The organism is Deinococcus detaillensis, from assembly GCF_007280555.1.
Classification (GTDB): Bacteria; Deinococcota; Deinococci; order Deinococcales; family Deinococcaceae; genus Deinococcus; species Deinococcus detaillensis.
On sequence record NZ_VKDB01000001.1, the window covers coordinates 298,322 to 316,793 of the forward strand.

Below are 18,472 nucleotides of genomic sequence, written 5' to 3' on the forward strand. Positions count from 1 at the left end.
GCTTTGTCCGCCTCCTATATACCGCGCTTCAGCACCTAACCTGTTCGTAAGTCAACCCACTTAGGGAGTTTTAAAATGACGATCAAAGCAAGCACCGCTTATTTGGAGCATTTCCGCAACATCGGTATTGCCGCGCACATCGACGCCGGCAAGACCACCACCACCGAGCGCATCCTGTATTACACCGGACGCACCCACAACATCGGCGAAGTCCATGACGGCGCGGCCACCATGGACTGGATGGAGCAGGAGCGCGAGCGCGGCATCACCATCACCGCCGCTGCCACCACCGCCAAGTGGAAGCACTCCGGCACTGACCAGGAATACGTCATCAACATCATCGACACTCCCGGTCACGTGGATTTCACCATTGAAGTCGAGCGTTCCATGCGCGTCCTCGACGGCGCGGTGGCTGTCTTCGACAGCTCGCAGGGCGTCGAGCCGCAGTCCGAGACCGTCTGGCGTCAGGCCGACCGTTACGGCGTGCCGCGCATTGCCTATTCCAACAAAATGGATAAGACCGGCGCGAGCTTCGAGCTGGTACTGAGCGATATCCGCGAGCGCCTCGGCGCAATCCCCGCTCCCATCCAGTACCCGATGGGCGAGGAAGCCGAATTTAAGGGCATCATCGACATCGTGCGGATGCAGGCCCACACCTACACCAACGACTTGGGCACCGACATTGAGATCGGGCCGATTCCTGAGAAGTTCAATGCCAAAGTCGCCGAGATGCGTGCTCAACTCATCGAAGCCGCTGCCGAAGTCGATGAGACCGTCATGGAGAAGTACCTCAGCGGCGAAGAACCCACCATCGAAGAATTGATGTACGCCGTTCGTCAGGGCACCATCGCCAAGAAGATCTTCCCGGTTCTCTGCGGCAGCGCCCTCAAAAATAAAGGCGTGCAGCTCCTTCTCGACGCCGTGATCGACTACTTGCCCAGCCCGCTGGAAGTTCCGGCCATTCGCGGCGTCGTGGAAGATAGCGAAGAAACCCACGATTTCCCCGCTGACCCCGAAGGCCAACTGGCCGCGCTGGCATTCAAGATCATGGCCGATCCCTACGTGGGCCGCCTGACCTTCGTGCGCATCTACTCGGGCACCATGCACAGCGGCTCGTACATTTACAACGCTTCCAAGAACAAGCGCGAGCGCGTGGGCCGTCTGCTCAAAATGCACGCCAACAGCCGCGAGGAAGTCACTGAACTGCGTGCAGGTGAACTTGGAGCCGTCATTGGCCTCAAGGACTCGGGCACCGGCAACACCCTCATCGGTGACGGCGACAACCACGTGCTCTTGGAGAGCATTGACGTTCCAGAACCAGTGATCAAGCTGGCTATCGAACCCAAGACCAAGGCCGACCAGGAAAAAATGGGCGTGGGCCTCCAGCGTCTCGCCGAGGAAGATCCTACCTTCCGCGTCGAAACCGACCAGGAAAGCGGCCAGACCACCATCGCGGGCATGGGCGAACTTCACCTCGAAATTCTGGTGGACCGCCTCAAGCGCGAGTACAAGGTTGAAGCCAATGTGGGCGCTCCGCAAGTCGCCTTCCGCGAGACCATCACCCGCGCCGTGGACGCCGAAGGCAAGTTCGTGCGTCAGTCGGGCGGACGCGGCCAGTTCGGTCATGTCAAGATCAAGGCCGAGCCGCTCGAACCCGGCTCAGGCTTCATTTTCGAGAACGCCATCGTCGGCGGCACTGTGCCCCGCGAGTATGTCAAGCCCGCCCAGCAGGGTATCGAAGAAGCCATGCAGAGCGGCCCTATGCTCGGCTTCCCCGTCGTGGACATGAAAGTCACTATCTATGACGGCTCGTATCACGAAGTCGATTCCTCGGAAATGGCCTTCAAGATCGCCGGTTCGATGGCCCTTAAAGAAGCCGTTCAGAAGGGTGCTCCGGCCCTGCTCGAACCCATTATGCGCGTCGAGGTCACGGTGCCCGACGACTTCATGGGCGACATCATCGGCGATCTCAACTCGCGCCGTGGCCAGATTCAGGGCATGGAAGCACGCGGTAATGCCCAGCTCGTCAAGGCCTTCGTGCCGCTCTCCGAAATGTTCGGCTACGCCACCGACATGCGCTCCATGTCGCAGGGCCGCGCCAGCTACTCGATGTTCTTCGATCACTACAGCCAAGTGCCGAACAATATCGCTCAGCAACTGATGAAGAAGTAAAACCAAATTCTGCAAAGCGGGTCATCTCTTCGGAGGTGGCCCGCTTTTTTGACGGGTATTTGACAAAGGTAATGTTAAGATGAACCATGAAGCCTGAAAAACTCTCTTGGGTCACGATCCCGCTACTGATCTCCATCATTCTGAGCATTTTGGGAATGTTAAGCTTGCCGTTTATAGGCTTTTTTATCAATCTGATTTTCGGTGCGGCCATGAACGATTCTTCAACGACGGCGTCAGACGCTCAAGCGCTCGGCTGGGTCAAACTTTTAACCGGCTCGACCTTATGGGTCATTTTCTTTTTCAGCTTGGCTTGGACTGTTTTTCAGTTTCTCACTTACCGGGCGATACAGGAAGGCAAAGGCTGGGCCAGAATTGCCGCCATCGTGATTGCCATCCTGGGCCTGCTGAACTTTCCAGTCGGCACGGCGCTGGGCGTCTTTATGCTAGTTGGCGCTTTTGACCCTGCCGTGCAGGAATACGCCAACCGCTAAAGCAAGACGTAAGCAAAAGTCAAATTTAAAGGGGTGTTTCGCTGTTCCTGCAAGTGAAACACCCCTTGCCATTTCCCGCCAAATCCATTACTCTGTGAAGTCGGTGCGCTGAAAAGCGTTGGCGCAACGTGCCGTGAGGTTGGGCCTTGAGAAACTCAAGTGCAGCGGCCCCGGCGGGAATCAACCCAATGTGGACTTTATGTTCGACCGCAACCCGATCAAAGGGAAATTTTCTCTTGTCGCAGAGCAGAGCATGTCGCCCACCACTTGGAGGAGTAATCACATGGCAAAAGGAACATTCGAGCGCAACAAGCCCCACGTCAACATCGGCACGATTGGTCACGTCGATCACGGCAAAACCACCCTCACCGCTGCCATCACCTACACGGCAGCCTCAATTGACGCCAGCATCGAGACCATGCGCTATGACCAGATCGACAAGGCCCCCGAAGAAAAGGCCCGTGGCATCACCATCAATACCGCCCACGTCGAGTACTCCACTGCTGCACGTCACTACAGCCACGTGGATTGCCCCGGTCACGCCGATTACGTCAAAAACATGATCACCGGCGCGGCCCAGATGGACGGTGCGATTTTGGTCGTGAGCTCCGCTGACGGCCCGATGCCCCAGACCCGCGAGCACATCCTGCTTGCCAAGCAAGTCGGCGTGCCCCACATCGTCGTCTTCATGAACAAGGTCGACATGGTCGATGATGAAGAGTTGCTCGAGTTGGTCGAGATGGAAGTTCGCGAACTTCTCGCCAAGTACGACTTCCCCGGCGACGATGTTCCTGTTGTCAAAGGCAGCGCTTTGCGTGCCCTCGAAGCTTTGACCGCCACGCCCAAAATGGCACGCGGCACCGACAAGTGGGTCGACAACGTTTGGGAACTCCTCGACGCCGTGGACAGCTACATCCCCACCCCTGAGCGCGACACCGACAAAGCCTTCTTGATGCCCGTCGAGGACGTGTTCACCATCACCGGACGTGGCACCGTCGCCACCGGCCGTGTCGAGCGCGGCATTGTCAAGGTTCAGGACGACGTCGAGATCATCGGCCTGCGCGACCTCCGCAAGACCACCGTTACCGGTATCGAAATGCACCGCAAGCTCCTCGATTCCGGTATGGCGGGCGACAACGTCGGCGTGCTTTTGCGCGGCGTGGCCCGTGACGACGTGGAGCGCGGCCAGGTGTTGGCCAAGCCTGGTTCGATCAAGCCGCACACCAAGTTTGAAGCCAGCGTTTACGTGCTCTCGAAAGACGAAGGCGGACGCCACAGTGCGTTCTTCGGCGGCTACCGTCCTCAGTTTTACTTCCGCACGACGGACGTGACGGGCGTGGTGGAACTGTCCGAGGGCGTGGAAATGGTGATGCCCGGCGATAACGTGACTTTTATCGTCGATCTGATCAAGCCGATTGCCATGGAAGAAGGCCTGCGCTTCGCCATCCGCGAAGGTGGCCGCACCGTCGGCGCGGGCGTCGTCACCAAGATCGTGGAGTGAGTGAAATGGTAGCCCCTAAAATCCGTATCAAACTGCGTGGCTTTGACCACAAGGCGCTCGATCAGTCGGCCAGCAAGATCGTCGACACCGTGCGCCGTACCGGAGCGGACGTGACCGGCCCAGTGCCGCTCCCGACCCGCATCCGCCGCTTCTGTGTGCTGCGCTCGCCTTTTATCGACAAAGACAGCCAAGAGCACTTTGAAATCCGCACCCACAACCGCCTTGTCGACATCATGAACCCCACCAAGAAGACCATCGACAGCTTGATGACCCTCGACTTGCCTACTGGCGTCGACATCGAAATCAAGACTGTGGGCGGACGCGCATGAGCAAGGGCATTCTCGGCACCAAAATCGGCATGACCCAGATCTGGAAGGGCGACCGCGCCGTTCCGGTGACGGTGGTGCTGGCCGGGCCTTGCCCGGTGGTGCAGCGCAAGACGGCGGCCACCGACGGCTACGAAGCCGTGCAAGTGGCCTTCTCGCCCAAGTCTGAAAAGCGCATCACCCGTCCGCAACTCGGCCACCTCAAGAAAGCAGGCGTCGGCGGCATGCGCTACCTGCGCGAGTTCCGTGACTTCACCCCCGACGGTGACACCATTACTTTGGACATCTTCGGTGAAGGTGACAAAATTGACGCCACTGGCATCAGCAAGGGGCGCGGTACTCAGGGCGTCATGCGCCGCTGGAACTTTTCCGGCGGCCCCGCCAGCCACGGTTCCAAAAAGTGGCACCGCCGTCCCGGTTCGATCGGGCAGCGTAAAACGCCAGGCCGCGTTTACAAAGGTAAGCGCATGGCCGGACACTGGGGCGTCGAGCGCGTCACGGTGCAGAACTTGGAAGTCGTGGAAATCCGCGCCAGCGAGAACTTGATCCTCATCAAAGGCGCGATTCCCGGCATGACCGGCAGCTTGGTGGAGCTTCGTCAGGCCGTCAAGGGAGCGAAGTAATGGCTCAGATTAACGTGGTGGGCGCGAATGCCCGCACCATCGAATTGGAGTTGCCTAAGGCAAACCCCAATTTGCTGCACGAAGTGGTCACTTGGCAGCTTGCCAAGCGCCGCGCCGGAACGGCCAGCACCAAGACCCGTACCCAGGTCAGTGCGACCAGCAAGAAGATGTACAGCCAAAAAGGCACCGGTAACGCCCGTCACGGCGACCGTGGCGCTCCCAACTTCGTGGGCGGCGGCGTGGCCTTCGGTCCTAAGCCCCGCAGCTACGCTTACACCCTGCCCAAAAAAGTCCGTCAGCTTGGTCTGGCGATGGCTCTGTCTGACCGCAGCGAGCAAGGCAAGCTTCTGGCCGTGGACGGGTTTAACCTCGACGGCAAGACCAAAGGCTTCCTGAGCTGGGCCAAGGACAACGGCATGGACGGCTCTGAGCGCGTGTTCCTCGTCACCGACGACGCGAACGCCCGCCGTGCTGCCCGCAACTTGACTTGGGTCACAGCTTTGCCAGTGGCCGGCCTCAACGTCTATGACATCTTGCGCCACGAGCGCCTCGTCATCGACGCCGCCGTACTGGAACCCGCCAAGACCGACGTCCCCCAATCCAACTCGGAAGGTGAGCAGCAGTGAGCAGCATCTACGAAACCCTGCAAATCCCGGTGATGAGCGAGAAAGCCTACAAAGGCATGGAAAAGGGTGTCTACACCTTCTGGGTCAAGCCCAGCGCCACCAAAACCGATGTCCGCAACGCGGTTCAGCAGGCATTCGGCGTCAAGGTGGTCAAGGTTACGACCTTTAACGTCGAAGGCAAAGTCAAGCGGGTCGGCAAATTTACCGGCAACCGCAACGACCGCAAGAAGGCCATGGTCAAACTCGCCGATGGCCAGAAAATTGAGGCCCTCGAGGGTCTGGTTTAAGGAAGGTTGAAGCATGGCCGTTAAGAAGTACCGTCCCTATACCCCCTCGCGCCGTCAAATGACGACCGCTGATTTTTCGGGGTTGACCAAAAAGAAGCCTGAGAAAAACCTCACCGAAGCGCTGCCGAAAACCGGCGGGCGTAACCACCACGGACGCATTACCAGCCGCTTTATCGGCGGCGGTCACAAGCGCGTGTACCGCATCATCGATTTCAAGCGCCGGGGTAAAGCTGGCGTCAACGCCAAAGTCGCCTCCATCGAGTACGATCCCAACCGCAGCGCCCGCATTGCTCTGCTGCACTACCTCGACGGTGAAAAGCGCTACATCATTGCGCCGGAAGGTCTCGCCGTCGGTATGATGGTTCAGACCGGCCCCGAAGCCGAACCCAAAGTCGGAAACGCTTTGCCTCTTCGCTTCGTGCCCGTCGGCGCGGTTGTCCACAGCGTCGAGCTGACCCCCGGTAAGGGCGCGCAGCTCGCCCGCTCAGCAGGCACCAGCATTCAGCTTCAGGGTAAGGAAGGCGACTACGTTATCCTGCGTCTGCCCAGCGGCGAACTCCGCCGCGTGCACACCGAGTGCTACGCCACCATCGGAGCCGTCGGCAACGCCGAGCACAAGAACATCAACCTCGGTAAAGCCGGACGCAGTCGCTGGTTGGGCAATAAGCCTCACCAACGAGGCAGCGCCATGAACCCGGTGGATCACCCACACGGCGGTGGCGAAGGCCGCACCGGTGCAGGCCGTCAGCCGGTCAGCCCCTGGGGCCAGCTTGCCAAGGGTCTTAAAACCCGGCGCAAGCGCAAGAATTCGGACCGTTTCATCATCACCCGCCGCGGCGGGAAGTAAGGAGGGTAGGACATGCCCCGTAGCCTGAAGAAAGGGCCATTCGTGGATGACCACCTCCTGAACAAGGTGGACGCCCAGAACGCCAAAAAAGACAAGCGTGTGATCAAGACCTGGAGCCGCCGCAGTACGGTGGTTCCCGAGATGATCGGTCACACCATCGCCGTGTACAACGGCAAGCAGCACGTGCCGGTCTACGTGAACGAGCAAATGATCGGCCACAAACTTGGTGAATTCAGCCCGACCCGCAGTTACCGTGGGCACGGCTCTGAAAAGTCCGCCAAAGGGAGCAAGAAGAAGTAATGCAGGCTAAAGCGATTGCACGCTACATCCGCATCAGCCCACGCAAGGTTCGCCTTGTCGTGGACGTGATTCGCGGCAAGAACGTCCGTGACGCCGAAGACCTGCTGCGCTTCGTGCCCAAGGCCGCCAGCACCCCGGTGGACAAGGTGCTCAAAAGCGCCAAAGCCAACGCGGTCAACAACCACGACATGATCGAAGACCGCTTGTACGTCTCGCAGATCTTCGTGGACGCCGGCCCGACCCTCAAGCGCCTCATCCCACGTGCGCGTGGCACGGCCAACATCATCAAGAAGCGCACCAGCCACATCACGGTCATCTTGGAGGAGCGAGCCTAATGGGAAATAAAGTCAACCCGAACGGCTTTCGCCTCGGCATCACCAAAGGCTGGAACAGCCGCTGGTACGCCGGCAAGAAAACCTACAGCAAACTGGTCAAGGAAGACGAAACCATTCGTCAACTGGTCAACCGCGAACTCAAGGCCGCTGGCATCGCCCGTATCGAGATCGAGCGGGCCGGTCAGCAGGTCAATGTCATCATCAGCGCCGCTAAACCCGGCATCGTGATTGGCAAGGGCGGCGAGAGCATCAAGAGACTGCGCGGTCAGATCGAGCGTGTGGTGACTGCGGGCACGGTGGCGGTTAACGTCGCCGAGATCCCCAATCCCAACACCTCTGCGCCTTTAGTGGCGCTGCGAATCGCTGAGCAGATCGAGCGCCGCTTTGCTTTCCGCCGCGCCATGAAGCAGGCTGCTCAGCGTGTGATGGAATCCGGCGCACGCGGCGTCAAAGTAGTCATGAGTGGACGCCTTGGCGGAGCCGAGCAGGCCCGTACCGAGAAGGTTCTCGAAGGCCGTGTGCCGCTGCACACCCTCCGTGCCGACATCGATTACGGCACCGCCCTGGCCAAAACCGGCTACGGCATCATCGGCATCAAAGTCTTGGTGTTTAACGGTGAAGTCATCGGTGGCAAAACTGAAGCCGTCGCCAAACCCGCTCGCCCTGAGCGCACCGAGCGCCGTCCCGAAGGGGGCGACCGTAACAACCGCCGCCGCCCGACGGCCCGCCGCCGCACCGGAGGTGAATGATGCTGCTTCCCAAGCGCACCAAATACCGTAAGCAGATGCGTGGCCGTATGCGCGGTGAAGCCAAGGGCGGCGACTACGTCGCTTTCGGCGACTTCGGTCTGATCGCCATGGAACCGGCTTGGATCAAGAGCAACCAGATCGAAGCCTGCCGCATCGTGATGAGCCGCCACTTCCGGCGCGGCGGGAAAATCTACATCCGTATTTTTCCTGACAAGCCCGTGACCAAAAAGCCCGCTGAAACCCGGATGGGTAAAGGTAAAGGCGCTGTGGAGTTCTGGGTCAGCGTTGTCAAGCCGGGCCGCGTGATGTTTGAAGTTTCCGGCGTGACCGAAGAGCAGGCCAAAGAAGCCTTCCGTCTGGCTGGCCACAAGCTCCCTATTCAGACCAAGATGGTCAAGCGCGAGGTTTACGATGAAGCTCAGTGAGTTGCGCCAAATTGACGCGGCGAACCTTCAAAAAGAAGTCGCTTCGCGCAAAGAAGAACTGATGAAGTTGCGTTTTCAGGGCGCGGTGGGCAACTTGGCCCATCCGCACCAGGTCAAGCAGCTTCGTAAGGAAGTCGCGCAGTTGCTCACCCTTCAAAGCGAGCGTCAGCGCCAAGCTGAACCCAGCCAGGACGGTGACAAGTAAGATGGCCAGAAAGACCCTTCAAGGCGTGATTGTGAGCGATAAAGCCGACAAGACGGTAAGCGTCAAAGTCGAGCGCCGCTTCGCCCACCCGCTGTACGGCAAGATCGTGACCCGCAGCCACAAGTACGCGGCCCACGACGAAAACAACGAATTTAAAACCGGCGACCGCGTGGAGATTTTGGCGGTGCGTCCGATCAGCAAGTCCAAAACTTGGAAAGTCACCCAGTTGCTCGAGCGCCCACGCGGCATCGAGACCACTGCGGTGGAAACTGAAGGCGGTCAAGCATGATCATGCCCCAGTCTCGTCTCGACGTGGCCGACAACAGCGGTGCGCGCGAGATCATGTGTATCCGGGTGCTCAACTCCGGCGTCGGCAGTAAAGGCCTGACCACTGGTGGCGGCGGTAACAAGCGCTACGCCCACGTCGGTGACATCATCGTCGCTTCGGTCAAAGACGCTGCCCCTCGCGGCACCGTCAAGAGCGGCGACGTGGTCAAGGCCGTGATCGTCCGCACCAGCTTCGCCATCAAGCGGGCTGACGGCTCGGTTATCCGCTTTGACAAGAACGCTGCCGTGATCATCAACAATCAGGGCGAGCCTCGCGGCACCCGCGTCTTCGGGCCGGTGGCCCGTGAGCTGCGCGACCGCCGCTTCATGAAAATCATCTCGCTGGCCCCGGAGGTGCTGTAATGCCTCAAGGAAAAATCAGCGCTCCCAAACCGGGCAAGCACCACAGCAACAAGCTTCACGTCAAGAAGGGCGACAACGTGATTGTCAACCGTGGCAAGCACAAGGGCCAAACCGGCACCGTACTGTTTGCCAGCCCCGAAGACCAAAAAGTCGTGGTGGAAGGCGTCAACCTCGTCAAGAAGCACGTCAAGCCCAACCCCGGCAGTACCTCGGGCGGCATTGAGGAGCGCGAAGGCGCGATGCACGCTTCCAAAGTGCAGCTTGTCGATCCCGAAACGGGCAAGGCCACTCGCATCCGCAAAACCATCGTGGACGGCAAGAAAGTCCGCGTGGGCGCTCAGAGCGGCAAAACCATCGATTAAGTTCTGGGGCGCGTCTTAAGGCGCGTCCTGGGCGTTATTCCCGCCCAAAGAAGGAAGACATATGCAGCAGCTCAAGCAAAAATACAATGACGAAGTGCGCCCCGCACTCGTCCAGCAGTTTGGTTACAGCTCAGTGATGGCCGCGCCGCGCATCGAGAAGATCGTGGTCAACGAGGGTCTGGGTTCCGCTAAGGAAGACAGCAAGGCGATTGACAAGGCCGCAAAAGAACTTGGTCTGATCACTCTTCAAAAGCCGATCATCACCAAAGCCAAAAAGAGCATCTCGAACTTCAAGCTGCGTCAGGGCATGCCAGTCGGCATCAAAGTGACGTTGCGCGGTGACCGGATGTACGTCTTCTTGGAAAAGCTGGTTAACATCGGCTTGCCACGTATCCGTGATTTCCGTGGCGTTAACCCCAACTCCTTTGATGGACGCGGCAATTACAACCTCGGTATCAAAGAGCAGCTGATCTTCCCTGAGATCACCTACGAGATGGTCGACAAGACGCGTGGCATGGACATCACCATCGTAACCACCGCCAAGAACGACGAAGAGGGCCGGGCGCTGCTTGCGGGCATGGGCCTTCCTTTCCGCAAGTAACTGCGTTATAATTTCGAGTTGCGCGTGACGTCAAAAGCGTTTCACGCGCATGCTTGTTGAAGCTGCCGTATTCAAAATGCGGTGACTAAGCAAGCCAAGGAGAAGGAAGCATGGCGAAAACGAGTAAAATCGTCAAGCAGAAGCAGCGCGAGAAAGTCGTGGCCAAGTACGCTGAACAGCGTCACGCCATGAAAGAAGCGGGCGACTACTACGGCCTTTCGCAACTCCCCCGCGACGCCAGCCCTACCCGGCTGCACAACCGTTGCGAGTTCACGGGCCGTCCCCGTGGTTTCATCCGCTTTTTTGGCGTCAGCCGCATCGTGCTGCGCGAAATGGCCAGCCGTGGGGAACTCCCCGGCGTCCGCAAAGCGAGCTGGTAAACACCTTTCTTGGATACGAACCGCAACTTTTTTGCGGTGATCGTCTGAGCAAGCGTCAATTCCCAAGAAGAGAATGCCGCCGAATCTTTTTTTAGGCGGTTCTCAGTGGGTCAAATCTTGCACCGAGCCAACACTGGCTCTTTGCCGAAGTCCGGGGAACAATTTACTTTTGTTCTCGGAGGAATAATGCTGAGTGATCCCATCGCCGATATGCTCACGCGCATTCGCAACGCGACGCGCACCTACAAAGAAACCGTGGATGTTCCGGCTTCTAAATTCAAAGAGCAACTCGCTCAACTGCTGGTCAAAGAAGGCTTCGTGGCGTCCGCCGAGCGGGTACGTGACGAGGGCATGAAATTTGACGTGCTGCGCCTGACGCTGCGCTACGGCAACAAAAGAGAGCAAGTCATCAAGCACATCGAGCGCATCAGCCGTCCGGGCCGCCGCGCTTATGTCAGCCACGACAACCTGCCCCGCATCCAGCGCGGTCTGGGCGTGGCTATCGTGTCGACCAGCAAAGGTTTGCTGGCTGACCGTGACGCACGCAAAGAGGGCGTGGGCGGCGAAGTCGTCTGCGTCCTCTGGTAAGGAGGCGCTATGTCCCGAATCGGTAAACAACCCATTGCTGTGCCGAGTGGCGTAACCGCCAGTATCGTTGACGGCGTATTCAAGACCAAAGGCCCCAAAGGCGAACTGACCGTTCCCTTTAACACCGCTTTGACCGTCAAGCAGGAAGGTGACCAGATCGTGGTTACCCGCCCCGATGACCGCCAAGACCACCGCTCCTTGCACGGCCTGACCCGCACCTTGGTCGCCAACGCCGTCAAGGGTGTCTCGGACGGCTTCATAATCAACTTAGAGCTGCGCGGCGTCGGCTACCGCGCCAAGCTGACCGGCAAGAACCTCGAAATGTCGGTCGGCTACAGCCACCCCGTCATCATCGAGCCGCCAGCGGGCGTCACCTTCACGGTGCCGGAACCCACCAAAATCGACGTGTCGGGCATCGACAAGCAGCTCGTCGGTCAAGTCGCCGCCAACGTTCGCAAAGCCCGCAAGCCCGACGCCTATCACGGCAAGGGTGTGCGCTTCCTCGGTCAAAAAATTGCCCTCAAGGCCGGTAAAGCCGGTGCGACGGGCGGGAAGGGTAAGAAATGAGTACTGCCAACCAGACCAATACGCGCCGCAAGCTGCGTAACCGCAGCAAAGTCCGCGCCGCCGCCGCGCCGGAGCGCCCACGCCTGAGCGTTTACCGCTCGAGCAAGTACATCTACGCCCAACTGATTGACGATGTCACCGGCACCACCATCGCGCAGGCCGGGGGCAAGGCAGTCAAGGAAGGCAACAAAACCGAGTCTGCCGCCGCTGTCGGCAAGGCACTGGCCGCTGCCGCCACCGAAAAGGGCGTCAAAGCGGTTGTGTTTGACCGTGGTCAGTACCGCTACCACGGACGCGTGAAGGCGCTCGCAGATGCGGCGCGGGAGGGTGGCCTTGACTTTTAACCGACGAAACGACCGCAACAACAGCGAGAACAGCGAGTTCGAAGAAAAGCTGATCAACGTCAACCGCACCGCCAAGACCTATCAGGGTGGACGGCGCTTCCGCTTCGCCGCGCTCGTCATCTTGGGCGACCGCAATGGCCGCGTCGGCATGGGCATTGGCAAAGCCAAAGAAGTGCCGGTTGCTATCGAGAAAGCCAAATCGGTGGCCCGCAAGAACATGATCACCGTGCCGGTCGAAAACGGCACCATTCCCCACGAAATCGTGGGCGTGTCGACCAGCAGCCGCGTGCTGCTCAAGCCCGCCAGCGCGGGTACCGGCGTGATCGCGGGCACCGTGCCGCGCAGCATTGCTGAGCTGGCCGGCATCACCAACCTGCTGAGCAAAGAAATCGGCAGCCGCAACCAAATCAACGTGGCTTACGCCGTGTTCGACGGCTTCAAAAACCTTCGGACGGCCAAGCAAGTGCGTGCCCTGCGCGGCGTCGACACGAGCCGCAGCACCGAACAGAGTCCCAAAGAACAGAGTCCCGCTGCTCAGTCCGCCGCGACGCAGGCTGGCGAGGCGGAGGCTGGAGGGAGCTTGTGAGCGATTCTACCACCATCAAAATTACCCTCAGGCGCAGCGTGATCGGGCGTCCTCAGTCGCAAGTGGACACCGTCCGTGCGCTGGGCCTGCGCAAAATTGGCGACAGCCGTGAAGTCTCCAACGCGCCCGCCATTCGCGGCATGGTCAGAACCGTGCAGCATCTGCTGGAAGTGGAATCATGAAACTGAGTGACCTGTTCCCCACGCCCGGTTCGCGCAAAACCCGTAAACGGGTCGGACGCGGCCCCGGCGGCACCGATAAGACCGCCGGACGCGGTCACAAAGGCCAGAAATCGCGCTCCGGCGCGGGCAAAGGCCAGTTCTTCGAAGGTGGCCGCTCGACCCTGATCAGCCGCCTGCCCAAGCGCGGTTTTAACAACGTCGGCACCACGTACGAAGTCGTCAACCTTGCCCAGCTCGATCGCTTGGAAGGTGACAGCTTTGACCGTGCTGGCTTGGAAGCTGCCGGACTGGTTCGCCGGAAAGGCAACCCCGTCAAGCTGCTGGCACGCGGTACGGTCAGCCGGGCGCTGACCCTGCACGTGGACGCCGCCAGCGAGAGCGCCGTCAAGGCTATTGAAGCGGCGGGCGGCACAGTCGTTTTGCCCGCTCCTAAAGCCCCTGACGCTGCCGAGCAGAAGACCCGCTAATGCTGAAAGCCTTCCGCGACGCCTTCCGTATTCCGGATTTGCAGCGGAAGATCGTCTTTACGCTGCTGCTGTTGGCGGTTTACCGTCTCGGCAACGCTATCCCCACGCCGGGCGTCAATGTCGCCAATCTCTCGCAGACTTCGAATCCTTTGCTGGGCCTTATCGGGATGATTTCCGGCGGCAACCTCTCGCAGTTCTCCATCTTTGCGTTGGGGGTGCTTCCGTACATCACGGCCAGCATCGTGATTCAGCTGCTGACCACCACTTTGCCGGCCCTCGAAAAGCTCTCTAAAGAGGGCGAAGAGGGCCGCAAGAAGATCAACCAGTACACCCGCTACGCCGCGATTGCTCTGGGTGCAGTGCAGGCCACCGTGTTTTCACTGTTTGTCAGCAGCAACGCGGCCAATATCGCGGTGGGCTGGACGCCGGGACTGTTTACTCTGCTGGTGATGATCCTGACTCAGGTGGCGGGCGTCGCCTTTGCCATGTGGATTGGCGAGCGCATCACCGAAGTCGGCATCGGCAACGGCATCAGCCTCATCATCACGCTCGGCATTATTGCCCGCTATCCCACCGAGATCGGTGCGACGGCGACGCTGTTCAGAGAGGGCAACCTCGGCATTCTGAGTATCGTGGCGTTTTTGGCGATCATCATCGTGGTGGTCGTGGGAATTGTCTACGTCTACCAAGCTGAGCGGCGGGTGCCAGTGCAGTACGCCCGCGCCCGTGGCGGCACGCCCAGCTCTTCGGGGCGCAATTACAGCGGGCAGGCCACCTATTTGCCGATCAAGCTCAACCAAGCGGGCGTCATTCCGGTGATTTTCGCTTCGGCCATGCTGATTTTGCCGAACCTGATCGAGCAGGCCACCGTCAAACGTGCGCCTGCGATATCGACCTTTATTCAGCAGTACCTAGCGGCGGGTAGCGTTTGGTACACCGGCATCGAAGTGCTGCTGATCATCGGCTTTACCTTCCTCTACAACAGCGTGCAGTTTGACCCCAAACGGATTGCCGAGCAACTGCGCGAAGCAGGCGGCTTTATCCCCGGCGTGCGGCCCGGCACGCCCACCGCTGGCTTTTTGGGCAACATCAGCATGCGGATTTCGCTGTGGGGCGCTCTCTTCTTGGCGATTTTGGTGGTGGTGCCGCAATTGGTGCAGCGCTGGACTGGCGTGACCACCTTTCAGTTTTCCGGCACCGGCCTACTCATTATCGTGGGTGTGGCGCTCGAAACCCTCAAGCAGCTCGAAGCCCAACTCACCGTGCGCCGCTACGACGGCTTTATCAGCAAGGGCCGCATTCGCGGACGCCTCTGAGCGGCAGTTTTCCTTTTCCAAGTTAGACCTTTTTAAGGCGCACCTCACCGTGCGCCTTATTCTGTTGGAGAAGGCAGGCTGCCTTAAAAAACGCAGCGAAGCAGGCACCGTTCCAAAGCGGAAGAAAGGACAAGAATGACCCAAAATGAAACGGTTCAGATTGACATTTCCGGCAAACCCGCGCAAGATCAGCACCAAGTGGTGATTTTCCTCGGCCCGCCCGGCGCAGGCAAAGGAACTCAGGCTGAGCGTCTGGCCGCCGATAAGCAGCTCACCAAAATCAGTACTGGCGACATTCTGCGTGACCATGTGGAGCGCGGCACCGAGTTGGGCCTGCAAGCCGCGCCGATTATGAAAGCCGGTCAGTTGGTGCCGGATCATTTGTTGATCGCCCTGATTCGTGACCGCCTCGCCAGCATGGACAGTGTACGGGTGATTTTCGACGGCTTTCCGCGCACCACTGCTCAGGCCGAGGCGCTGGACGGTTTACTGGATGAACTCGGTGCACCGATCAGCGCGGTGCCGCTGCTTGAAGTCCCCGAAGAACTGCTCATTGCCCGCATCTTGGAGCGCGGCAAGACCTCAGAGCGCAACGACGATGAGGAAGCGGTGGCCCGCGAACGCCAAAATGTCTACCGTACGCAGACCCAACCGCTGATCGATTATTACTCTGCGAGAGGCCAGCTCAAGACTATCAACGGCGTCGGCAACATGGACGAGGTTTACCAGCGCCTCCAAAACGCAATCGGCTGAAGAAACCCAGTAGCCAAGCCAGCGGGCCACTTCCTTAAAGGGGGTGGCCCGCTGGGGTATTAATGGGTTGCTCGAAACCTGAGCCTATTGGCGGTCTTTCAACTCCACGTAATGCTGATCGGTGGCCCCAGTGTAAACGGCGTCGGGGCGCAGCAAACGGTTGTCGCGGGTGTATTCGATCACCGAAGCGCACCAGCCGCTGACACGGGCCAGCGCAAAAATGGTGGTAAAGAACTCTTTGCTGATCCCCAAGTCCGAATAGACCGTGCCGCTGTAAAAGTCCACATTCGGATAAATACCACGCGAACCCATCCGGTCGACCACGATTTTTTCGATGGTCTCCAAGATTTGGTAATAATTGCTCTTGCCTTCTTTGTTGGCAACGTGTTCGGCGTAGTCGCGCAGCACCCGCGAACGCGGATCGAAGTTTTTGTAGACGCGGTGGCCCACGCCCATGATCTTCTCTTTGTTGTCCAGCTTTCTGGTGATGTAGTCGGCGGCTTTGTCAGGCGTCCCGACTTCGTCGAGCATGTCCATCACGGCTTCGTTGGCTCCGCCGTGTAGCGGCCCCTTGAGTGCGCCGATGGCCGACACCACGCACGAATACATGTCGCTGAGGGTGCTGGAGGTGGCAATCGCCGTGAAGGTGCTGGCGTTCATGCCGTGATCGGCGTGCAGCACCAGCGCGATGTCAAACAGCTTGGCCTGCTCAGCGCTCGGCTCTTTGCCGCTGAGCATATAAAGGAAGTTGGCAGCGTGGGTCAGATCGGCGCGGGGAGCCACGAGGTCTTGGCGGTTATGGACGCGGGCAATTGCGGCACTGACGGTGGAAAACTGAGCGATGAGCCGGACGCTGATAGCGTAGCGGGCCGCTTCGCTGGTGTCTTCGGACTGCGCGTCATACAGGCCCAGCGCACTGATGGCGGTGCGCAGCATCTGCATCGGGTTGGCCGCTGGCGGAAAGCTCGAAATTTCTTTGATCAGCTCGGCGGGAATTTCACGGTTGGCCCGTAGCTCGGCGTCAAACTTGGCCAGTTCGGCGGCGCTCGGCAACTTGGCGTGCAGCAGCGCGAAACTGAGTTCTTCGAACGTGCTGTTCTCGGCCCACTCCTGAATAGGAATGCCGAGGTGGGTGAGAATGCCTTGCGCTCCGTCAATGAAGGTGAGTTTACTTTCGGTAAACAGCACGCCCTCTAAACCTTTGGCGATTTCAGTCATGTTGGAGTCAGTCTATCACTCTCCTCACCGCGTCCCGTCTTTGCTTTTTGTTACGAAGGCAGGAACGTGCCGGGGCAGGTGTATTTACTCCAGCGCCTCAATCTTCCAAGAAGGCCGCTTTGACGAGGCTGAGCAGCTCCGGCGTGCCGTACTTCTGCACCAGGGCGAAGCTACTGGGATGCTCGGCGGCAGCGGCTTCCACATCGTCGAACATCCGGTCAAACAGTTCCTCGGGCATGTTCATGGCCGGGGTCAGGCGCATGGTACGGGCGGCGTTCAGCGAGAAATTGAGCAGCACGCCGGAGCGGTAAAACGCCACCAGCGCCAGCATGCCGGTCACTTCGGCAATCAGCTCGCCTTGCAGTTTGAAGGGCAACTTTGCGACAGGGTGGAAGTTCATGGCGAACAGCATCCCCGCGCCGCGCACGTCTTCGATCAGGGCCGGATGCTGGCGCTGCACAGCTTTGAGGCGGGTCAAGCCGCGTTCGCCCAGCCGCCGCGAGCGTGCCGGATAATCGTTGTCGAGCAAAATCTCCAAGCTCTTGAGGCCCACCGCCATTGCCAGCGAGTTGCCGCCGAAGGTGTTGGAGTGGCGCTTGATGGTTTCCACACTGCCCAGCAGCGGCTTGTAGATCTCGTGGCGCACGATGGTCGCGCCCACCGGCAGCATCCCGCCGCCCAGCGGCTTGGCCAGCGTCAGGATGTCGGGGATCAATCCCTGCGCTACGCTTTCAAACCAGTGCCCGCTGCGGCCCAGTCCGGTTTGAATTTCGTCGGCGATCACGATCACGCCTTTGGTGCGGCAAACTTCGCCCACCCGCTTGAGAAAGCCCGGCGGCGGAATCCGGACGCCCGCCTCACCCAAAATCGGTTCCAGCAGCACCGCGATCACCTGATCGCCCACCCGCTTGATCGCCCGCTCGACAGCCTCGGCGTCACCGTAGGGCAAGGTGATGACTGCCGGATTGAGGATATTTTTGAACGGCCCCTGCAAATTGGGATTGGGTGTGACCGCCAGCGCTCCTAGCGTTTTGCCGTGATAAGCGCGGGTGAAGTTGATCAGGTACTTGGCCTTGGGTCGGGCGGCCTGGGCAAATTTGATGGCCGCTTCGACGGCTTCGGTGCCGCTGTTGGAAAAAAATACGCGGGAGTCGTGGTGATCGCCGCTTTCACGGGCCAGCAGCCGCACCAGATTGGTTTCCAGCGCTGCCCGCCAGGTGGTGATGGACTGCTGGCCGAACATGACTTGATCGGTCTGCTCCAGAACTTGGCGCAAAAACAAGTTGAGTTCCGGCGGGTTGTCTCCGAACGGCAAAGCGGCGTAGCCCGAAGCGTTGATGACGGTCTGTCCGGCGCGGTCTTGCAGTTCCCAGGGCGATTTGACCTTGAAGGGGCCGCCGGTGCCGACCACTTCCAGCAGCCGAATCAGCTTGCCGTGACCGTATTTTTTCTCGAGATAAACCGTTTGTGCGTCCGAGAGCTTGCCGCTCAGCACATCGTCGGCGCGGATAAAGTCGTGGGTGGAAGTCAT

The 18,472-nt window shown here is 59.6% G+C and carries 28 protein-coding genes; 26 read left to right on the forward strand and 2 right to left on the reverse strand.

Annotated elements, in window-relative coordinates:
• Positions 1–75 precede the first annotated feature (75 nt).
• From fusA to FNU79_RS01670, 26 genes are all read left to right on the forward strand, one after another.
• On the forward strand, positions 76–2,172 hold the full coding sequence (fusA, locus tag FNU79_RS01545; protein WP_143719146.1) for an elongation factor G: 2,097 nt from the start codon (positions 76–78) through the stop codon (positions 2,170–2,172).
• Positions 2,173–2,258: 86 nt separating this feature from the next.
• On the forward strand, positions 2,259–2,663 hold the full coding sequence (locus FNU79_RS01550; RefSeq protein WP_143719147.1) for a hypothetical protein: 405 nt from the start codon (positions 2,259–2,261) through the stop codon (positions 2,661–2,663).
• 283 nt (positions 2,664–2,946) lie between these two features.
• Entirely contained in the window at positions 2,947–4,164 is a 1,218-nt protein-coding gene (gene tuf / locus FNU79_RS01555) for an elongation factor Tu (RefSeq protein ID WP_124870145.1), read from the forward strand.
• Between the two features lie 5 nt (positions 4,165–4,169).
• On the forward strand, positions 4,170–4,493 hold the full coding sequence (gene rpsJ / locus FNU79_RS01560; protein WP_109824828.1) for a 30S ribosomal protein S10: 324 nt from the start codon (positions 4,170–4,172) through the stop codon (positions 4,491–4,493).
• Positions 4,490–5,113 (forward strand): 50S ribosomal protein L3, encoded by a 624-nt coding sequence (gene rplC, locus FNU79_RS01565; RefSeq protein WP_124870141.1) that lies wholly within the window; start codon positions 4,490–4,492, stop codon positions 5,111–5,113. The genes rpsJ and rplC overlap by 4 nt, the downstream gene beginning before the upstream one ends.
• The gene (gene rplD / locus FNU79_RS01570) at positions 5,113–5,739 is read left to right on the forward strand and encodes a 50S ribosomal protein L4 (RefSeq protein WP_143719148.1); all 627 of its coding nucleotides are present in this window, start codon (positions 5,113–5,115) and stop codon (positions 5,737–5,739) included. Before rplC ends, rplD begins: the two co-directional genes overlap by 1 nt.
• Positions 5,736–6,026 carry a 50S ribosomal protein L23 gene (locus FNU79_RS01575; RefSeq protein ID WP_124870135.1) on the forward strand — a complete coding sequence of 97 codons (291 nt, stop codon included), beginning with the start codon at positions 5,736–5,738 and terminating at the stop codon, positions 6,024–6,026. The genes rplD and FNU79_RS01575 overlap by 4 nt, the downstream gene beginning before the upstream one ends.
• A 13-nt stretch (positions 6,027–6,039) precedes the next feature.
• Positions 6,040–6,873 carry a 50S ribosomal protein L2 gene (gene rplB / locus FNU79_RS01580; protein ID WP_124870132.1) on the forward strand — a complete coding sequence of 278 codons (834 nt, stop codon included), beginning with the start codon at positions 6,040–6,042 and terminating at the stop codon, positions 6,871–6,873.
• A 12-nt stretch (positions 6,874–6,885) separates the two neighbouring features.
• Entirely contained in the window at positions 6,886–7,173 is a 288-nt protein-coding gene (rpsS, locus tag FNU79_RS01585) for a 30S ribosomal protein S19 (RefSeq protein WP_124870130.1), read from the forward strand.
• Positions 7,173–7,508, forward strand: coding sequence for a 50S ribosomal protein L22 (gene rplV, locus FNU79_RS01590; protein WP_124870127.1), 336 nt, complete (start codon positions 7,173–7,175; stop codon positions 7,506–7,508). Before rpsS ends, rplV begins: the two co-directional genes overlap by 1 nt.
• Entirely contained in the window at positions 7,508–8,257 is a 750-nt protein-coding gene (gene rpsC / locus FNU79_RS01595) for a 30S ribosomal protein S3 (RefSeq protein ID WP_143719149.1), read from the forward strand. Before rplV ends, rpsC begins: the two co-directional genes overlap by 1 nt.
• Positions 8,257–8,682 carry a 50S ribosomal protein L16 gene (gene rplP, locus FNU79_RS01600; RefSeq protein ID WP_143719325.1) on the forward strand — a complete coding sequence of 142 codons (426 nt, stop codon included), beginning with the start codon at positions 8,257–8,259 and terminating at the stop codon, positions 8,680–8,682. Before rpsC ends, rplP begins: the two co-directional genes overlap by 1 nt.
• A complete protein-coding gene (rpmC, locus tag FNU79_RS01605; RefSeq protein ID WP_124870122.1) occupies positions 8,669–8,887 on the forward strand; it encodes a 50S ribosomal protein L29 in 219 nt (72 codons plus the stop codon). Before rplP ends, rpmC begins: the two co-directional genes overlap by 14 nt.
• Position 8,888: 1 nt before the next feature.
• Complete coding sequence (gene rpsQ / locus FNU79_RS01610) at positions 8,889–9,176, forward strand: 30S ribosomal protein S17 (protein ID WP_124870119.1); 288 nt, start codon at positions 8,889–8,891, stop codon at positions 9,174–9,176.
• Positions 9,173–9,577, forward strand: a complete 405-nt coding sequence (rplN, locus tag FNU79_RS01615; protein WP_124870116.1) for a 50S ribosomal protein L14 — start codon at positions 9,173–9,175, stop codon at positions 9,575–9,577. Before rpsQ ends, rplN begins: the two co-directional genes overlap by 4 nt.
• Positions 9,577–9,939 carry a 50S ribosomal protein L24 gene (gene rplX, locus FNU79_RS01620; protein ID WP_124870113.1) on the forward strand — a complete coding sequence of 121 codons (363 nt, stop codon included), beginning with the start codon at positions 9,577–9,579 and terminating at the stop codon, positions 9,937–9,939. The genes rplN and rplX overlap by 1 nt, the downstream gene beginning before the upstream one ends.
• A 61-nt stretch (positions 9,940–10,000) precedes the next feature.
• Positions 10,001–10,540 (forward strand): 50S ribosomal protein L5, encoded by a 540-nt coding sequence (gene rplE, locus FNU79_RS01625; protein ID WP_124870110.1) that lies wholly within the window; start codon positions 10,001–10,003, stop codon positions 10,538–10,540.
• A 110-nt stretch (positions 10,541–10,650) separates the two neighbouring features.
• A complete protein-coding gene (gene rpsN, locus FNU79_RS01630) occupies positions 10,651–10,920 on the forward strand; it encodes a 30S ribosomal protein S14 (protein ID WP_124870107.1) in 270 nt (89 codons plus the stop codon).
• Between the two features lie 186 nt (positions 10,921–11,106).
• Positions 11,107–11,508, forward strand: coding sequence for a 30S ribosomal protein S8 (gene rpsH, locus FNU79_RS01635; RefSeq protein ID WP_124870103.1), 402 nt, complete (start codon positions 11,107–11,109; stop codon positions 11,506–11,508).
• Positions 11,509–11,517: 9 nt separating this feature from the next.
• The gene (gene rplF / locus FNU79_RS01640; protein WP_143719150.1) at positions 11,518–12,075 is read left to right on the forward strand and encodes a 50S ribosomal protein L6; all 558 of its coding nucleotides are present in this window, start codon (positions 11,518–11,520) and stop codon (positions 12,073–12,075) included.
• On the forward strand, positions 12,072–12,419 hold the full coding sequence (rplR, locus tag FNU79_RS01645) for a 50S ribosomal protein L18 (protein WP_124870097.1): 348 nt from the start codon (positions 12,072–12,074) through the stop codon (positions 12,417–12,419). The genes rplF and rplR overlap by 4 nt, the downstream gene beginning before the upstream one ends.
• Positions 12,409–13,005, forward strand: coding sequence for a 30S ribosomal protein S5 (gene rpsE, locus FNU79_RS01650; protein WP_225429808.1), 597 nt, complete (start codon positions 12,409–12,411; stop codon positions 13,003–13,005). Before rplR ends, rpsE begins: the two co-directional genes overlap by 11 nt.
• A 14-nt stretch (positions 13,006–13,019) precedes the next feature.
• Positions 13,020–13,187: a 50S ribosomal protein L30 gene (rpmD, locus tag FNU79_RS01655; protein ID WP_124873004.1), complete on the forward strand. Its 168-nt coding sequence runs from the start codon at positions 13,020–13,022 to the stop codon at positions 13,185–13,187.
• The gene (rplO, locus tag FNU79_RS01660; RefSeq protein WP_124870091.1) at positions 13,184–13,654 is read left to right on the forward strand and encodes a 50S ribosomal protein L15; all 471 of its coding nucleotides are present in this window, start codon (positions 13,184–13,186) and stop codon (positions 13,652–13,654) included. The genes rpmD and rplO overlap by 4 nt, the downstream gene beginning before the upstream one ends.
• The gene (gene secY, locus FNU79_RS01665) at positions 13,654–14,970 is read left to right on the forward strand and encodes a preprotein translocase subunit SecY (RefSeq protein ID WP_124870089.1); all 1,317 of its coding nucleotides are present in this window, start codon (positions 13,654–13,656) and stop codon (positions 14,968–14,970) included. Before rplO ends, secY begins: the two co-directional genes overlap by 1 nt.
• A 135-nt stretch (positions 14,971–15,105) precedes the next feature.
• Complete coding sequence (locus FNU79_RS01670) at positions 15,106–15,723, forward strand: adenylate kinase (protein ID WP_143719152.1); 618 nt, start codon at positions 15,106–15,108, stop codon at positions 15,721–15,723.
• Between the two features lie 84 nt (positions 15,724–15,807).
• On the opposite strand, the gene FNU79_RS01675 is transcribed toward FNU79_RS01670, so the two are convergent.
• Together FNU79_RS01675 and FNU79_RS01680 are read right to left on the reverse strand one after the other, a co-directional pair.
• Entirely contained in the window at positions 15,808–16,941 is a 1,134-nt protein-coding gene (locus FNU79_RS01675) for a citrate/2-methylcitrate synthase (RefSeq protein WP_143719153.1), read from the reverse strand.
• A gap of 97 nt (positions 16,942–17,038) precedes the next feature.
• On the reverse strand, positions 17,039–18,472 hold the full coding sequence (locus tag FNU79_RS01680) for a class-III pyridoxal-phosphate-dependent aminotransferase (RefSeq protein ID WP_143719154.1): 1,434 nt from the start codon (positions 18,470–18,472) through the stop codon (positions 17,039–17,041).